The organism is Amycolatopsis sp. SID8362 (assembly GCF_010550475.1).
GTDB lineage: Bacteria > Actinomycetota > Actinomycetes > Mycobacteriales > Pseudonocardiaceae > Amycolatopsis > Amycolatopsis eburnea.
In genome coordinates, this window is record NZ_JAAGNB010000098.1 from 1 (window position 1) to 15828 (window position 15828).

The 15828-nt window shown below is 72.3% G+C and carries 17 protein-coding genes; 11 read left to right on the forward strand and 6 right to left on the reverse strand.

Annotated elements, in window-relative coordinates; genetic code table 11:
* From G3I65_RS03410 to G3I65_RS03420, 3 genes are all read right to left on the reverse strand, one after another.
* Nucleotides 1-1401: hydantoinase/oxoprolinase family protein (locus G3I65_RS03410; RefSeq protein WP_160694652.1), on the reverse strand; the 1401-nt coding region annotated here is incomplete at its 3' end.
* Nucleotides 1398-3020, reverse strand: coding sequence for a thiamine pyrophosphate-binding protein (locus G3I65_RS03415; RefSeq protein ID WP_309235239.1), 1623 nt, complete (start codon nucleotides 3018-3020; stop codon nucleotides 1398-1400). The genes G3I65_RS03415 and G3I65_RS03410, both read right to left, overlap by 4 nt.
* Before the next feature lie 44 nt (nucleotides 3021-3064).
* On the reverse strand, nucleotides 3065-4243 hold the full coding sequence (locus G3I65_RS03420) for an FAD-binding oxidoreductase (RefSeq protein WP_239070384.1): 1179 nt from the start codon (nucleotides 4241-4243) through the stop codon (nucleotides 3065-3067).
* A gap of 80 nt (nucleotides 4244-4323) precedes the next feature.
* On the opposite strand from G3I65_RS03420, the gene G3I65_RS03425 reads away from it, so the two are divergent.
* From G3I65_RS03425 to G3I65_RS03460, 8 genes are all read left to right on the forward strand, one after another.
* Nucleotides 4324-5688: a wax ester/triacylglycerol synthase family O-acyltransferase gene (locus G3I65_RS03425; protein WP_160694656.1), complete on the forward strand. Its 1365-nt coding sequence runs from the start codon at nucleotides 4324-4326 to the stop codon at nucleotides 5686-5688.
* A gap of 126 nt (nucleotides 5689-5814) precedes the next feature.
* Nucleotides 5815-5901, forward strand: a complete 87-nt coding sequence (pqqA, locus tag G3I65_RS03430) for a pyrroloquinoline quinone precursor peptide PqqA (RefSeq protein ID WP_086864059.1) — start codon at nucleotides 5815-5817, stop codon at nucleotides 5899-5901.
* Between the two features lies 1 nt (nucleotide 5902).
* Complete coding sequence (gene pqqC / locus G3I65_RS03435) at nucleotides 5903-6592, forward strand: pyrroloquinoline-quinone synthase PqqC (RefSeq protein WP_160694658.1); 690 nt, start codon at nucleotides 5903-5905, stop codon at nucleotides 6590-6592.
* Nucleotides 6589-6855: a pyrroloquinoline quinone biosynthesis peptide chaperone PqqD gene (gene pqqD / locus G3I65_RS56950; RefSeq protein WP_160694660.1), complete on the forward strand. Its 267-nt coding sequence runs from the start codon at nucleotides 6589-6591 to the stop codon at nucleotides 6853-6855. The genes pqqC and pqqD overlap by 4 nt, the downstream gene beginning before the upstream one ends.
* Nucleotides 6846-7910, forward strand: coding sequence for a pyrroloquinoline quinone biosynthesis protein PqqE (gene pqqE, locus G3I65_RS03445; RefSeq protein WP_160694662.1), 1065 nt, complete (start codon nucleotides 6846-6848; stop codon nucleotides 7908-7910). Before pqqD ends, pqqE begins: the two co-directional genes overlap by 10 nt.
* The gene (gene pqqB, locus G3I65_RS03450; RefSeq protein WP_160694664.1) at nucleotides 7907-8734 is read left to right on the forward strand and encodes a pyrroloquinoline quinone biosynthesis protein PqqB; all 828 of its coding nucleotides are present in this window, start codon (nucleotides 7907-7909) and stop codon (nucleotides 8732-8734) included. The genes pqqE and pqqB overlap by 4 nt, the downstream gene beginning before the upstream one ends.
* Nucleotides 8735-8781: 47 nt before the next feature.
* On the forward strand, nucleotides 8782-9303 hold the full coding sequence (locus G3I65_RS03455) for a transcriptional regulator (RefSeq protein ID WP_160694666.1): 522 nt from the start codon (nucleotides 8782-8784) through the stop codon (nucleotides 9301-9303).
* An 85-nt stretch (nucleotides 9304-9388) separates the two neighbouring features.
* Nucleotides 9389-10615 (forward strand): MFS transporter, encoded by a 1227-nt coding sequence (locus G3I65_RS03460; RefSeq protein ID WP_160694668.1) that lies wholly within the window; start codon nucleotides 9389-9391, stop codon nucleotides 10613-10615.
* Here the strand turns inward: G3I65_RS03460 and G3I65_RS03465 are convergent.
* The 3 genes from G3I65_RS03465 to G3I65_RS03475 are packed head-to-tail and all read right to left on the reverse strand — an operon-like array spanning nucleotide 10612 to nucleotide 13303.
* Entirely contained in the window at nucleotides 10612-10869 is a 258-nt protein-coding gene (locus G3I65_RS03465) for a hypothetical protein (protein ID WP_125312804.1), read from the reverse strand. The genes G3I65_RS03460 and G3I65_RS03465 overlap by 4 nt on opposite strands.
* 56 nt (nucleotides 10870-10925) lie before the next feature.
* Nucleotides 10926-12308 carry an amidase gene (locus tag G3I65_RS03470; protein WP_160694670.1) on the reverse strand — a complete coding sequence of 461 codons (1383 nt, stop codon included), beginning with the start codon at nucleotides 12306-12308 and terminating at the stop codon, nucleotides 10926-10928.
* Nucleotides 12305-13303: a D-2-hydroxyacid dehydrogenase gene (locus G3I65_RS03475; RefSeq protein WP_160694673.1), complete on the reverse strand. Its 999-nt coding sequence runs from the start codon at nucleotides 13301-13303 to the stop codon at nucleotides 12305-12307. Before G3I65_RS03475 ends, G3I65_RS03470 begins: the two co-directional genes overlap by 4 nt.
* 104 nt (nucleotides 13304-13407) lie before the next feature.
* Between G3I65_RS03475 and G3I65_RS03480 the strand changes: the two genes are divergently transcribed.
* The 3 genes from G3I65_RS03480 (at nucleotide 13408) to G3I65_RS03490 (ending at nucleotide 15741) form a co-directional block, all read left to right on the forward strand.
* A complete protein-coding gene (locus tag G3I65_RS03480; protein ID WP_160694675.1) occupies nucleotides 13408-14148 on the forward strand; it encodes an Asp/Glu/hydantoin racemase in 741 nt (246 codons plus the stop codon).
* A gap of 125 nt (nucleotides 14149-14273) precedes the next feature.
* Nucleotides 14274-15020 (forward strand): aspartate/glutamate racemase family protein, encoded by a 747-nt coding sequence (locus tag G3I65_RS03485; RefSeq protein WP_160694677.1) that lies wholly within the window; start codon nucleotides 14274-14276, stop codon nucleotides 15018-15020.
* A gap of 1 nt (nucleotide 15021) precedes the next feature.
* On the forward strand, nucleotides 15022-15741 hold the full coding sequence (locus tag G3I65_RS03490; RefSeq protein WP_086858074.1) for a GntR family transcriptional regulator: 720 nt from the start codon (nucleotides 15022-15024) through the stop codon (nucleotides 15739-15741).
* The last annotated feature ends 87 nt before the right edge of the window (nucleotides 15742-15828 follow it).

The following is a 15828-nucleotide window of genomic DNA, read 5'->3' on the forward strand; positions in this document are numbered from 1 at the left end:
CGCCCCGAGCGCCCGCGCGACGCCGGCGCCGTGCACCGGGCCCGCGCCGCCGAAGGTGTACATCGGCAGCTTCGCGGGGTCGTGCCCGCGCTCGACCGCGTGCACCCGCGCGGCGTTCGCCATGTCCTCGTTGACGCTGGTGTGGATGCCCCACGCGGCTTCTTCGACGCTCACCCCGAGCGGATCGGCGATCGCCTTCCGGAGCACCACTCTCGCGGCCTCGGCGTCCAGGGGCATGCCGCCCCCGAGGAAGTAGCCCGGGTCGAGGTAGCCGAGCACCAGATCGGCGTCGGTGACGGTCGGCTCGGCGCCGCCGCGGCCGTAGCAGACCGGACCGGGCTCGGAGCCCGCCGAGTCAGGCCCGACGGTCAGCAGCCCGAGCGTGTCGATGCGCGCGATCGACCCGCCGCCGACACCGATCTCGATCATGTCCGTGACCGGCACCCGCACCGGCAGCCCGGAGCTGGGCAGCAGCCGGTACTTCCGGTCCACCTCGAACTGGTGCGTGACCAGCGGCGCGCCGCCCGCGATCAGGCACAGCTTCGCCGTCGTGCCGCCCATGTCGAAGGCCAGCAGGTCGGGCGGGCCGACGGCGGCTGCCGCGAGCGCGCCGCCCGCCGGGCCGGACTCCAGGATGCGGATCGGGTACCGGGCCGCGGTGCCGACGGTCGCCAGCCCGCCGTTGGACAGCATGATGTGCGGCGCCCCGGCGATCCCGAGCCGCCGCAACCGGTGTTCGAGGTCGCGCAGGTAGCGCTCGGTGAGGTCCTGGACGTAGACGTTCGCGACCGTCGTCGACGCGCGCTCGAACTCGCGGATCTCCGGCACGACGTCCGACGACAGCGCGACCCTGAGCTCCGGCGCGACCTCGGCGAGAAGCTCCGCCACCCGCCGTTCGTGCGCGGGGTTCGTGAAGGCGTGCAGGAAGCAGACCGCGACGGCTTCGATCCCGCGCGCGGCCAGCTCCCGGCCGAGCCTTACAACGTAAGCCTCGTCGAGCGCGGTCCGGACGGATCCGTCCGCGAGGATCCGCTCCGGAACGTCGAAGCGCAGGTGCCGCGGGACCAGCGGCGCGGGCAGTTCGAGGTGCAGGTCGTAGAGCTCATAGCGGTGCTCGCGGCGCATCTCCAGGACGTCGCGGAAGCCGGCGGTGGCGAGCAGCGCGGTGCGCGAGCCCGTGCGCTCGATCAGCGCGTTGGTCACCAGCGTCGTCCCGTGCACCACCTGCGTCACCGCGGAAGCGGCGATCCCGGCGTCCGCGAGCAGCGCGGCCAACCCCTCCTCGACCGCGCGCGCCGGCTCGTCGTGCGTGGTCAGCACCTTGCCGACGGCGGCGATGCCGGCGCCGTCCACCGCGCAGAGGTCGGTGAACGTGCCGCCGATGTCGACGCCGATCCTCATGTCCGGTACCACCGCGGCGACGTGTTCAACGGCGGCTTCAGCTTGGCCTTCACCACCAGCACGTTCGGCTCGTCCGACTCGACGAACTCGCCGAGCAGCCGCCGGAACGCCCGCCCGAACCCGGACACGCGGTCGGCGTGCACGCCGAAGGACCGCGCGAGACCGACGAAGTCCGGGCTGTCCCAGTCGACCCCGCGGCGTTGCAGCCCGGCGCGGTCCTGGTCGTAGCGCAGCATCCCGTAGCCGCCGTCGTCGACCAGCACCACGGTGACCGGCAGCTGCTCCTGCGCGAGCGTCGCGAGGTCGCCGCAGCCGTAGAGGAAGCCGCCGTCGCCGGTGATGCAGACGGCCCGCCCGGTGCCGGCCGCCGCCGCGCCGAGCGACGCCGGGAAGCCGTAGCCGAGGGTGCCCCAGCCCATCGGGTAGGCGAGCTTGCGCGGCGCCCGCACCCGGTGGAAACCGCCGACCCAGTACCCGGCGACGCACATGTCGGACACCAGCACGGCGTCGGTCGGCAGCACCTCGTCCAAAGTGGACAGGAAGTCGTAGGCCTGCGGCTCCTCGTCGCGGATCCGCTGGCGCACCCGGCGGCCGATGCCGGCCAGCCGCAGGGTGATGTCGTCGAGGCCCGGCCGCTGCTTCGGCAGCAGCCGTTCGACGATCGACCGCGCGTCCCCGACCAGCGTCAGGTCGGGCGGGTAGTTCTTGGCGGCGTCGTCGGCGTCGACGTTGACCGCGATCAGCTTGGGCGGCTTGGGCATCCGCCAGTTCTGCGTCATCAGGCCGTCGAAGTCGGTGCCGATGGCGAGCACGACGTCGGCCTCGTCCCACAGCTCGCCGACCTCCGGCGTGTGCACCGGGTTCGGCGCCAGGCACGGGTGGTCCAGCGGCAGCAGCCCGCGCGCGCCGAAGGTGGTGATCACCGGCGCGGCGAGCTTCTCCGCGAGCGCGCCGATCGCGTCGCCGGCCCCGGAGCGCAGCGCGCCGCCACCGGCCCAGATCAGCGGCTGCCGCGCGTCGGACAGCATCGCCTCGGCCCGCGCGAGATCGGGAACGTCGACGTCGGGCTTGCGGTGCGGCGCGGGCGGACGGCGGTGCGGGACCGTCTCGCGCAGGTAGTCGGTGGGCACGCCGAGGTAGACGGGCCCGCTCTGCGGCTGCAGCGCGAGCCGCGCCGCGCGGTGCACGGTGGTGCCGATCTGGTCGGCCGCCCGCACGGTGAAGCCGCCCTTGGTCACCGGCGCGAACATGGCCTGCTGGTCCGAGGTCTCGTGCAGCACACCCCGGACGACGCCGGGCCGCCGCAGCGTCGAGGGGATGTCGGTGGCGACGACCAGCACCGGAGCCGCGGAAGCCATCGCTTCGCCGACCGCGCCGAGCGTGTTGGCGGCGCCCGGCCCGGTGGTCACGAGTGCGACGCCGAGCTTCCCGGTCGCGCGCGCGTACCCGTCGGCGGCGTAGCCCGCGGTCTGTTCGTGGCGCACCCCGACGAGCTTGATGCGGGTCTCGGACAGCGCCTCCCACAACGGCAGGTTGTGCACCCCCGGGAGGCCGAAGACGATCTCCGTTCCGAGCGCTTCAAGCGCGTCCACCAGCTCCCGAGCACCACTCACAGCCACGGCGCGGATACTGCCAGATCGTTGAACGATCTGGCAATCGACCCCTAGACGATGTGGCGCTCGACCGGTGCGGTACCGGCGCTCTCGAACCGCCGGACGTCCAGGCCCGAGATGTCCACCGACGTCGGCCGGCCCAGGTAGAGGTCCCGGATCAGCTCGCCGGCCGCCGGGCCCATCTGGAACCCGTGCCCGGAGAAGCCGGTCGCGTAGAGGAACCGCGACAGCAGGACGCTTTCCCCCACGATCTGGTTGCGGTCGGGCGTGACTTCGTACAACCCGGCCCAGGCCGCGCGGATCCCCGCGTCCAGCACGGCCGGGATCCGGCGGCCCGCCACCTCGGCCAGCCGGGGCAGCCACTCGCCCGCCTCATAGCGCGTGTCGAACCCGGGGAAGCCGTCGTCTTCGCAAACGGACATCGCCAGACCCGCGCCTTCGCGGTGGAAGTAGAACGCCGACGGCAGCTCGATGGTCAGCGGCAGCGATTCCGGCAGCCCGGGCACCGGCCCGGTGAACACGACCTGCCGCCGGAACGGCCGCACCGGCAGGTCCAGCCCGGCCAGCTCGCCGACCCGCCCCGACCAAGCGCCGGCCGCGCAGACCACCGCGCCGGTCCGGACGAACCCCGCGGTCGTGAGGACGCCCGTCAGGACGCCACCGTCCCGTTCCACGCCGGTGACTTCGACGCCGGTCCGCAGCTGCGCACCGCACGCCCGCGCGGCCTTCGCGTAGCCCTGCACGACGGCGTCCGGCGTCGCCTTCGCGTCGTCCGGGGACCAGAGCGCGGCGACGATCCCGTCGGTTTCGAGCAGCGGGAGCAGCCGCTTCGCTTCCGCGGGGTCGAGCAGGTGGCTGCGGACGCCATACTCCCGCTGCAGCTCCGCGCAATGTCCGATTGCGCTCACGTCCGCGGGATCGGTGAGCAGGTACAGGTACCCGTCGCGCCGGAAGTCGATCTCGACGCCGAAGTCGCGCGAGAAAGCGCTGTACGCGGCGAGCCCGCGCAGTCCCAGCTCGACGTTCACGCGGCTGGTGAACGACGACCGGATGCCGCCCGCGGCCTTCGCCGTCGAGCCTTCGCCGAGCCCGCCGCGCTCCAGGAGCAGGACGTCGACGCCGGCTTCCGCCAACCGGAACGCGCAGCTCACGCCGATGACGCCACCGCCGATCACGACGCACTCGGCCATCGGTGGCAAGGACGTTTCCCCAGGCCCGCGGACGGTCATACTCGCCAATGTAGAACGTGATCCACCCACGGCCGCCGAGCGCGTAGAGTCGGCGTGCCGAGTGCGGAAGGTGATGCCCCATGGCGATGATGCCCGTGACCGACTCGATGTTCCTCCTCGTCGAAACGCGCGAGCATCCGATGCACGTGGGCGGTCTGCAGCTGTTCAAGAAACCCGACGGCGCCGGCCCGGAGTACCTGCGCGACGTCCGCCGGAACCTGCTCGAATCCGACAACATGCGCTCGGTCTTCCGGCGCCGGCCGGCCCGTCCCGTCAACACGATGGGGCACGTGGCCTGGTCCACCGACGCCGACCTCGAACTCGACTACCACTTCCGGCACTCCGCGCTGCCGCAGCCGGGCCGCATCCGGGAGCTGCTCGAACTCACCAGCCGCTGGCACAGCACCCTGCTCGACCGGCACCGGCCGCTCTGGGAGACCCACCTCATCGAAGGCCTCGCCGACGGCCGGTTCGCCGTCTACACCAAGGTCCACCACGCGCTGATGGACGGCGTCTCCGCGCTGCGCCAGCTGCAGGGCACCCTCTCGGACGACCCCGCGGACCTGGACTGCCCGCCGTGGTGGGGCAGCCGGCGCAAGCCCGGCGAAGGCCGTGTCAAGCGCCCCCGCTCGTTGCTGCAGACCGCGAGCAAGACCGCCGGCCAGCTCGCGAGCCTGGCGCCGGCGGCGATGAAGGTCGCGCGCGAAGCGTTCGGTGAACACACGTTAACGCTGCCCGGACAGGCCCCGCGCACGATGCTCAACGTCCCGATCGGCGGCGCGCGCCGGTTCGCGGCGCAGTCGTGGTCGCTGGAGCGGGTCCGGAAGGTCGCGACCGCCGCCGGGGTGTCGCGCAACGACGTCGTGCTCGCGATGTGCTCCGGCGCGCTGCGGGACTACCTCATCGAGCAGCGCGCGCTGCCGGACGCGCCGCTCATCGCGATGGTGCCCGTGTCGCTGCGCCGCCAGAACGATCCCGGCGAAGCGGCGGGCAACAACATCGGCGCGCTGCTCTGCAACCTCGCCACCGACCTCCCCGACGCGGGCAAGCGGCTCGTCACGATCCACCAGTCGATGCGCAACGGCAAGCGGCTGTTCTCGGAGCTGACTCCGTTGCAGACGCTCTTGTTATCCGCGGTTAACGTCGCGCAGCTCGGCGTCTCGCCGATCCCGGGCGTCGTCAACAACACGCGGCCGCCGTTCAACCTGGTGATCTCGAACGTCCCCGGCCCGCGCAAGCAGATGTACTGGAACGGCGCGCAGCTCGACGGCATCTACCCGGCGTCGGTGCTGCTCGACGGCCAGGCCGTGAACATCACGCTGACCAGCAACGGCGACAACCTCGACTTCGGCGTCACGGGCTGCCGCCGGAGCGTGCCGCACCTGCAGCGGATCCTGACGCACCTCGACACGGCGCTGGTCGAACTGGAAGCAGCGGTCCGGTAGCCCGCTCACCGGCATCGCACTGCGCCATCGGAAGGAAACTTTCCGAACGTCCCGGCCAAACCCTGGTCAGCCGCCCGGCCGCGCTCTTACCGTGACGGCGATCAGTTCCCGGGAGAGGAGCAGGAAATGACCGAGGTGTGGACGACTCCCGATTTCGTCGAATACGAAACCCCCATGGAGGTCACCGCCTACGCGGCTCGCATGGCGGACTGACGTGCCCGTCGAGCCGCTCGCGGAAAGCGCCTTCATCGCGGCCCTGCGCGGTCTTTCGCACCGGTACTGGGGCGCGCACCCGTTCCACCACCGGCTGCACGCGGGCGAGCTCGACGCGCACGAACTGCGGGTCTGGGCCGCGAACCGCTGGTACTACCAGCAGGCGCTGCCGCAGAAGGACGCGGCGATCATCAGCAACTGCCCGCTGCCGGAGATCCGGCGCCAGTGGCTCGACCGGATCGTCTACCACGACGGGACGAGCGCCGGCAGCAGCGGCACCGAACGCTGGCTGCGGCTCTGCGAAGCGGTCGGCCTCGACCGCGGAGAAGTGCTCGACGAGCGGCACGTCGCCCCCGGCGTCCGGTTCGCCGTCGACGCGTACGTGACTTTCGCGCGCACGAAGCCGTGGTGGGAAGCGGTCGCTTCGGGACTGACCGAGATGTTCGCCGGCCACCTGATGCGGCAGCGCGTCGCGGACATGCTCGCGCACTACCCGTGGATCGCGCCGGCGGACCTCGCCTACTTCACCAACCGCATCGACAAGGTCGCCGGCGAAGGCAAGGACACGCTCGACATCGTCGTCCGCCACTGCGTGACGCGCGAGCAGCAGGACCGCGCGATCGCCGCGCTGTCGTTCAAGTGCGACGTGCTGTGGTCCGTCCTGGACGCCGTCGAACGGGCGGCGCGGTGATCACGGCGGGCTCGGTACCGCAGCTCCGGCGGGGTGTCCGATTGTCGTTCGACCACGTCCGGGAGACCCACGTGCTGCTGTTCCCGGAGGGCGTCCTGGTACCGAACGCGACCGCGGCCGCGGTGCTCGAACTCTGCGACGGCGCCCGCCGCGTCTCCGACATCACCGCGGTGCTGGAGCGGCGCTTCACCGGCGTCCGCGAGCAGGACGTCCTCGACGTGCTGACGCGGCTGGGCGAACGGCGGGTCGTCGCGTGGACGTGACCCCGCCGCTGGGCCTGCTGGCCGAGCTGACCCACCGCTGCCCGCTGCACTGTCCTTATTGCTCCAACCCGCTGGAGCTGACCAAGCGGGACGCGGAACTGTCCACCGCGGACTGGCTGTCGGTGCTGTCCCAGGCACGCGAGCTGGGCGTGCTGCAGGTGCACCTGTCCGGCGGCGAACCGCTGCTGCGCCCGGACCTGCCCGAGCTGGTGGCGCACGCGAGTTCGCTCGGCTGCTACGTCAACCTGGTCACCTCCGGGCTCGGGCTGACGTCCGCGCGGCTGTCCGGGCTCGTCAAACGCGGGCTGGCGCACGTCCAGCTGTCCGCGCAAGGGTCGATACGGGAGCGTTCCGACGAACTGGCCGGCGCGCGGGCGTTCGACCACAAGCTCGCCGCGGCCGCCGCGGTGAAGGCCGCCGGACTGCCGCTGTCGCTCAACGTCGTCCTGCACCGGCGCAACCACGACCAGCTCGCCGGGATCATCGAACTGGCCGAGCGGATGGGCGCGGACCGCCTGGAACTCGCGAACACCCAGTACTACGGCTGGGCGCTGCGCAACCGCGACGCGCTGATGCCGACGGCCGAGCAGCTCGCCGTCGCCGAGCCGATCGTGCGCGCGGCCGTCGCCCGGCTGCGCGGCACGATGGAGATCGTCTACGTCGTCGCGGACTACCACGAGCCGTACCCGAAGCCGTGCATGTACGGCTGGGGCGCGCGGCAGCTGACCGTCGCGCCGGACGGGACCGTGCTGCCGTGCCCGGCGGCGTCGGCGATCTCGACCCTGCGGCTGTCCTCGGTGCGGGACACGCCGCTGGCCGACATCTGGTACCGCTCGGAGTCGTTCAACGCCTACCGCGGCGAGGACTGGATGACCGAGCCGTGCCGCACCTGCGACCGCCGTGGGCTCGACTTCGGCGGCTGCCGCTGCCAGGCGTTCCTGCTCACCGGCGACGCCGCGGCGACCGACCCGGTGTGCTCGCGCTCGCCGCGGCGGGACGTCGTCGACCTGGTGCTGACCCGGCCTGAGGTCGCGGACGTGGTGATGCGCGGGTGAAGGTGATCCTGCTCGGCACCGCGGCGGGCGGCGGCTGTCCGCAGTGGAACTGCGCGTGCCGCCTGTGCACGGCCGGGCTGCCGCCGCGCACGCAGGACTGCGTCGCGATCAGCGCGGACGGCGACGGCTGGTTCCTGCTCAACTGCTCGCCGGACATCCGCGCGCAGATCCTCGCGACCCCCGCGCTGCGCGCCGGTCCGGGCCCGCGCGACATCCCGCTGCGCGGCGTGCTGCTCACCGACGCCGAACTCGACCATGCGCTCGGCCTGCTGCTGCTCCGCGAGGCGGGCGGGCTCCCGGTGTGGGCGCCGGACGCGGTGCTGCGGGCCCTGACGCCGTTTCGCGAGATCGCCGACGGCTACGGCGGCTGGACCTGGTCGTCCCCGGCGGACCTGCCGGGGCTGCGGGTCCGGGTGCTGCCGGTGAGCGACAAGAAGCCGAAGTACGTTTCCGCCGCCGAGGCCGGGCCGTGGGTGGTCGCCTACCGGATCGAGGACCGCGCGACCGGCGGCGTGCTGGTGTACGCGCCCTGCCTGAAGAGCTGGCCCGCCGGCTTCGACGCGTTCGTCGCGGACGCGGACCTCGTCCTGCTGGACGGGACGTTCTACGCGCCGGACGAAATGGCCGGGGTCGGCGGACCGGACCAGCTCGCGATGGGACACCTGCCGATCACCGCGAGCCTGGCCCGGATCGCCGGGCGGCCCTGGGCGTTCACCCACCTCAACAACACGAACCCGGTGCTGGATCCGGCGTCCGCCGAGCACGCCGCCGTGCTCGCCGCGGGCGCCCTGCTGCCCGCGGACGGAGCGGAGTTCTCGCTCTAGGCGAGACCCCCAAATAACTCTTTGACAGTTGTGGCAGACTGGTCACCATGCCCCACGACCACCTCCGCGTACTGGCCCACCCGCTCCGCATGCGCATCCTGTCGCTCCTGACGGGCACCGCGATGAGCGCCGCCGAAGCCGCGCGCGAACTCGGCGAGACGCAGGCGAACACCAGCTACCACCTCCGCCGCCTGCACGACGCCGGCCTGCTCGAGGTGGCCGAGGAGGTCGAGATCCGCGGCGGCCGCGCGAAGCGCTACCGGCACAACCCGGAGTCGGGCAAGCGCCTCACGAGCCGCGACCCGGGCGAAGAGCGGTTGCTGACGAAGGCGATCGCGGCGGAGCTGCTGCGCCGCGCGGACTCGCGCGCCGCGCAGCGACCGGCGTCCCTGACCGACGCGGAGCTGTGGGTGGCGCCGGAGGTGTGGGCGCGGCTGCTGAAGCAGGCGACCGAGCTGAGCCAGGAGCTGCACGACGCGGCCCAGCCACCGCGGACGCCGGGGACCGTCCGGGTCAGCGCCAGTGTCGCCCTGTTCGAGCTGACGGCCGGTTCGGCGGAATCACAGTGAGGGCGCTGTCCGGCAACCGCTGTTCCCGCTCCCGCGCCTGAACGCCCCGTCCCCGCCCACCCGCTCCCAGAATCGGACCAGTCCCGTGCTCCCACTGCTCGCCCCGCTGCGCGAAAACCGCTTCCGCGCGCTCGTCACCGGCCGGACGTTCGCCGACTTCGCCAACGCCGTCGCGCCGTTCGCGCTCGCCTTCGCCGTCGTCGACCTGACCGGCTCCGCCGTGGACCTCGGCATCGTCGTCGGCGCGCGGTCGCTGGCCAACGTGCTGCTCGTGCTGTTCGGCGGGATGCTGGCCGACCGGCTGCCGCGGTCGGTCATCCTGCAGGGCACCGAAACCGCCGCCGCGCTCACCCAAGCCGCCATCACCGCGAGTGTCCTCTGCGGCTTCGCGTCCATCCCGCTGCTGGTCGGGCTCAGCCTGGTCAACGGCGCGGTCTCGGCGATCTCCCTCCCCGCCGCGGCCTCGCTGACGCCGTTGACCGTCCCGGCGTCGCAGCTCGCGCAGGCGAACGCGCTGGTCCGGCTGCTCTCCAACGCCGGCCGCATCGCGGGCGCCGGGCTCGCCGGGATCCTCGTCGCCTTCGCCGGGTCCGGCTGGGCGCTCGGCTGCAACGCCCTGCTGTTCCTCGCCGCCGCGGTGGCGTACCGCCGGATCCGCCTGCCGCGCGGCGAACGGGTTCCCGGCAGCCGCCCCCTCGCCGAACTCGGCGAAGGCTGGCGGGAGTTCCGCGCGCGGTCCTGGGTGTGGCTGGTGGTGCTGCAGTTCATGATCGTCAACGCGGTGAACGCGGGCGCGCTGCTGGTGATCGGCCCGCTGGTCGCCGACGACACCTTCGGCCGCACCGGCTGGGGGCTCGCGCTGGCCGTCCAGACGGCCGGGTCGCTGCTCGGCGGCGTCGTCGCGGCGCACTGGCAACCGCGGCGGATGCTCCTGATCGGCGTCGCGCTGACCGCGGTCGACGCGCTGCCGATGCTCGCCCTCGGTCAGACCCCGTACCTGCTGCCGCTGCTGTTCGCGATGTTCCTCGCGGGTGTCGCGATCGAGCAGTTCGCCGTCGCGTGGGACGTGTCCCTGCAGGAGAACATCCCGCCCGAGAAGCTCGCCCGGGTGTACTCCTACGACATGCTCGGCTCGTTCATCGCGATGCCGCTCGGCCAGATCGCCGCGGGCCCGCTGGCCGAGCACGCCGGCCGCGAAGCGACGCTCCTCGGCGGCGCGGCCCTTGTCGTCGCGGCGACCGCGCTCGTCGCCGTCAACCCGCAGGTCCGCGGCCTGGTCCGCCGGCGCCGGAGTCCGGCGGACCTGGGCTAACGGCTCGCGCGGGGTTCGGGGGTCAGGTCGCGGTGGCCGTCGAGACGCCACCAGCTCTCCAGCGTCTCGCGCAGCGCCTTCAGCAGCTCGCCACCCGTTTCCAGGGGGACGAGAGCGGCCTTGCCGTCGTCCACGCGCAGGGCCGCCGACAAGCGGTTGCCCTGCTCGACCAGCCCGACCACGACCCGCGTGGGCCGCCCGGTCGCGTCGGTGGTCGGGATGGCTCGTTCGTAGCGCCAGACTTCAGCGGTCACCCGGCCGACAGTGGCACAGCTTCCGCCGCTCCGGCCGCCGTTTCACCCTAAGGGGGTCAGCTGGGCGACCAGGGCCGCACTTCCTCCAGCAGCTTCGCCACGGCGAGCACGAGGTCGTCCGAATGGCGCGGGCCGACGATCTGCAGGCCCACCGGCAGCCCCGCCGACGTCCGCCCCGCCGGGACGCTGATCGCCGGCTGCTGCGTCATGTTGAACGGGTACGTGAACGGCGTCCACTCCGGCCACTCGCTCAGCCCGCTGCCCGGCGGCACGTTGTGGCCCGCCTCGAACGCCGCGATCGGGACGGTCGGGGTGATCAGCACGTCGTAGCGCGTGTGGAACTCGCCCATCAGGATGCCGAGCGCCGCGCGTTCGGCCGTCGCGTCGAGGTAGTCGCTCGCGCTCCACGTCTTGCCGAGCTCCCAGACCTCGCGCAGGCCCGGGTCGGTCCGTTCCTCCGAACCCGGCGGGAACGTGCCGAGCAGCTTCGCCGCACCCGACGACCACAGGATGTCGAACGCCGGTTTCGGGTCCGCGAAACCGGGATCGGTCTCCTCGATGTGCAGTCCGGCGTCACCCAGCGCGCGCACCGCCGCGGCGACGATCGCCGCCACCTCCGGGTCGACGTCGACGTAGCCGAGCGTCGGCGAGAACGCCGCGATCAGGCCTCGTACGTCCCGCCGGACGGCCTCGCGGTACGACGCCACCGGCGGCGCCAGCGCGGCCGGGTCGCGGTGGTCCGGGATCGACAGGACGTCCAGCAGCAACGCGGTGTCGTCCACCGAGCGCGCCATCGGCCCGGCGTGCGAGAGCGGCCCGAACGGGCTCGCCGGGAACAGCGGGATGCGGCCGTGCGTCGGCTTGAGCCCGACGATGCCGCAGAACGACGCCGGGATCCGCACCGAGCCGCCGCCGTCGGTGCCGACCGAGAGCTCGCCCATCCCGGCCGCGACCGCCGCGGCGCTGCCACCGCTCGACCCGCCGGCCGTCTTGGAGGGGTCGACCGGGTTGCGCGTGATGCCGCACAGCGGGCTGTCGGTGACGCCCTTCCACGCGATCTCGGGCGTGGTCGTCTTGCCCAGCAGCACCAGGCCCGCCTCGCGCATCCGCGCCGCGACCGGGCTGTCGACGTCCCACGGCTGGTCCGGGCTGATGCTCCGCGAGCCGCGGACGGTCGGCCAGCCCTGCGTGAGGAACATGTCCTTGATCGACGCGGGCACGCCGTCGAGCCAGCCGATCGGGTTCCCGTCGCGCCAGCGGATCTCGGACGCCTTGGCCTGCTCGAGCGCCTGGTCGGCGTCGACGAGGCAGTAGGCGTTGCACTCGCCGTCCCGGGCTTCGATGGCCTGCAGCGCGTTCTGCGTCGCCTCGATCGGCGAAAGCTCGCCGGTCGCGTAGGCGGCGACGAGCTCACTGGCGGTCAGCATCCTGTCGTTCATCCGGCTCCCTGGTTCCCCGACGGCACGTAGCCGAGCGTCTTGTCGACGACATTGCGCAGCGGCTCCCCAGCCTGCCAGCGGCGGAAGTTCTCGGAGAACACCTCGACGAGCGTGTTCCGCCAGCCGGCGAAGTCACCGGACATGTGCGGCGAGACCAGCACGTCCGGCATGCTCCACAGCGGGCTTTCGGGCGGCAGCGGCTCGGTGTCGAACACGTCGAGCGCGGCGCCGGCGATGGACCCGTTCCGCAGCGCGTCGACCAGGTCGGACGTCACGACCAGCTCGCCCCGGCCGACGTTGACGAACCGCGCCGACGGCTTCATCGCGGCGAACGCGCGCGCGTCGAACATGCCCTTGGTGTGCTCGGTCAGCGGCGCCACGGCGACGACGTAGTCGGCGTGCGGCAGCACCTCGGTGAGCCGCGCGGACTCGTGCACGACACCGAAGTCGGGATCCCCGGTGCGCTCCCGGCGCCCGGCGCCGCTCACCCGCATCCCGGCGGCGCGCAGCAGCCGCGCGATGGCCCGGCCGATCGGCCCGGTGCCGACGACCAGCACCTCGCGCCCGGCGATGCGCTCGCTCTCGCGGTGCTGCCAGCGGCGCTCGCGCTGCAGGTCGTGCGAGCGCGCGAAGTCCTTCGCGAACGCGAGGACGACGCCCAGCACGTACTCCGCGATGGCGCCGTCGAAGACTCCCCGCGAGTTCGTCAGGACCACGTCGCTCTCCACCAGTCCGGGGAACAGCACCGGGTCGACGCCCGCGCTCGCGATGTGCAGCCAGCGCAGGCGGTCGGCCGCGTGCCAGGCTCCCGGCACGGCCGTGGAGAGGAAGTCGTAGACGAACAACGCGTCCGCTCCGGACAGCGCTTCGGCCAGGCCCGCCGCGTCCGTGTAACGCACGACCGCCCCGGATTCGACAGCACGCATGTCCGGTGGGCGGTGCTCGCCACAGAGCACTGCCAGGACCGGAGCTTCCTGGTTTTCCGAGGCGATCACGTTGACACGGTAAAAGCGGCTCGTATGATTGTCAACAATCCGAGGAACGACCCCCGGAGCACCGGACGTGTCATCAAGTGCAGACGTATTCCGGAGGCTGAGCCTTGGATTTCGACTTCCTGGCGTTCGACGGCCCGCTCGCCCAGCGGGGCATCGGCGTGATCGCCCCGTTCGACCTGGCGCTGGAGCGCGAACTCTGGCGGTGGGTCCCGATGGAGGTGTCCCTCCACCTGGCCCGCACGCCGTACGAGCCGGTGCCGGTCAGCATGGAGATGGCGCGCCTCGTCAGCGACAGCCACCACCTGGCCAGCGCCACCCGCGACGTCCTGCACGTCGAGCCCGAGGTCGTCGCCTACCTCTGCACGTCCGGCAGCTTCGTCAACGGCATCGACTACGAGCGCTCGCTGACGAAGGCGATCTGCGACGCAGGCGCGCCGGACGCCGTCACCACCTCGGGCGCGCTGGCCGAGGTGCTGCACCAGCTCGACCTCCACCGCGTCTCGGTGCTGACGCCGTACGACGGCGACCTCACCCAGGCCCTGCACGACTTCCTCGGCGAGCTGAACGTCGAGACCGTCGCCAGCGACCACCTCGGGCTGGGTGGTGGCATCTGGAAGGTCAGCTACCGGACCATCGCCGAGCGCATCCTCGCCGCCGACCACGGCGCCGCCGAAGCGATCTTCGTCAGCTGCACCAACCTCCCCACCTACGACCTGATCGAGCCGCTGGAGACCGCACTCGGCAAGCCGGTGCTCACCGCCAACCAGCTGACGATGTGGGCCTGCCTGCAGCGGATGGGCCTCCCGATCGTCGGACCCGGGAAGTGGCTTCGTGACGTGTCGTGAGAGACCGCGCCCGCCCGGCGCCCTCGACGTGGACGAACATGTCGGGGAGCGTCCGGCAGGTCGTGAAGGCTTTCCTTGACCACCCCTCTAGCATTGTCGACAATTTGCGTCTCTCCGGAGGTTCCGTGACCACGATCGGCTTCATCTACCCCGACCACGCGGCCGAAGACGACTACCCGCTGGCCGAGCAGCTGCTCGGCGGGATGGCCGCCGATGAAGGCGACATCCGGCTCGCGGTCGAACACATCTACGGCACCGACAAGCACGCGGTGGCCGAGCTGCTCGACCTCGGCAGCGAAAGCCGGCTCGCCGACGGCGCCGCGTTGCTCAAGAAGCACGAGCCCGACGCGATCATCTGGGCCTGCACCAGCGGCAGCTTCGTCTACGGCTGGGACGGCGCCCGCGACCAGGCCGACCGGATGGCCGCCGTCGCCGGGGTTCCGGCCTCCAGCACCTCCTTCGCGTTCGTGCACGCCGCGCGCGCCTTGGGTGTCAAGCGGGTCGCCGTGGCCGCCAGCTACCCGGACGACATCGCCCGGTTGTTCGTCGACTTCCTCAAGGCCGGCGGCGTCGAGGTCGTGTCCATGGCCAGCGCGGACATCATCACGGCCGCGGAGGTCGGCGCCATGAGCCCGGAGGCCGTCGTCGAACTCGCCGTGCGCCACGACCACGCGGACGCCGACGCCGTCCTCGTGCCGGACACCGCGATGCGGACCCTCGCCGAGATCAACGCCATCGAAGCCGCGTTGAAGAAGCCCGTGCTGACCGCCAACCAGGTCACGGTGTGGGAGGGGCTGCGCCTGACCGGGCAGCACCGCCTCGTCCGCTCGCTCGGCGCCCTCTTCCGGCAGCTACCGGACGGGAACGCCTGACATGGCGCTGCCGCCGGGCATGCTGCCCGAGATCGAGCCGGTCAGCCGCGAGTCGACGGCCGCTGTCATCGCCCGCCAGCTGCGTGACGCGATCATGACCGGCGCCCTCCCGCCCGGGACCCAGCTCGGCGAAACCGAGCTGGCCGCCCGGTTCCAGGTGTCACGGGGGCCGCTCAGGGAGGCCATGCAGCACCTGGTCTCCGAGGGGCTCCTCCGCAGCGAGCGGCACCGCGGGCTGTTCGTGATCGACCTCGAGCCCGGCGACGTTTACGACATTTACGCAGCTCGAACGGCGATCGAACGCGCCGCGATGCTTCGTGCCCTTCGGGGCGGGGACCGTGACCGGATCGCGGACCTGCTCGAACACACCGTCGCGGAGATGGCGACCGCCGCGAGTGAAGACGATCCGAACGCGCTCTCCACCGCGGACCTCAAGTTCCACGAGGCCCTCATCGACGCTTCCGGCAGCAAGCGGCTCGTCCGGATGGCCCGGACGCTCCTCATCGAGACGCGGATGTGCCTCACCGCGCTGCAGGGCACGTACCAGCGGGTCGAAGAACGCGTGGAAGAGCACACGAAGCTCATCCAGGCGCTGCGGGACGGCGACGAGGAGACGGCGCTGGCACTCCTCGAGGCGCACATGGAGGACGCGGTGCAGCGGCTCGCGCCCGGCACCAGCCTCCGGGACGGGCACGCGCCGCCGGTACCGGGAAACGCTTGACCGGAAGGCCGCCAAGCGCGATCGCAGGGGCGACACGCGGACCGTGACGGACGGCCCGCGCACCCCGGTGACCGGTTCGTCCGCCCA

What these genes read in the sequence shown, in the direction of transcription:
- pqqA (WP_086864059.1), top strand. Translation starts at nt 5,815, where the DNA reads ATGACCGAGGTGTGGACGACTCCCGATTTCGTCGAATACGAAACCCCC.
- G3I65_RS03490 (WP_086858074.1), top strand. Translation starts at nt 15,022, where the DNA reads ATGGCGCTGCCGCCGGGCATGCTGCCCGAGATCGAGCCGGTCAGCCGC.
- G3I65_RS03420 (WP_239070384.1), bottom strand. Translation starts at nt 4,243, where the DNA reads ATGACCGTCCGCGGGCCTGGGGAAACGTCCTTGCCACCGATGGCCGAG.
- G3I65_RS03425 (WP_160694656.1), top strand. Translation starts at nt 4,324, where the DNA reads ATGGCGATGATGCCCGTGACCGACTCGATGTTCCTCCTCGTCGAAACG.
- G3I65_RS03470 (WP_160694670.1), bottom strand. Translation starts at nt 12,308, where the DNA reads ATGAACGACAGGATGCTGACCGCCAGTGAGCTCGTCGCCGCCTACGCG.
- G3I65_RS03455 (WP_160694666.1), top strand. Translation starts at nt 8,782, where the DNA reads ATGCCCCACGACCACCTCCGCGTACTGGCCCACCCGCTCCGCATGCGC.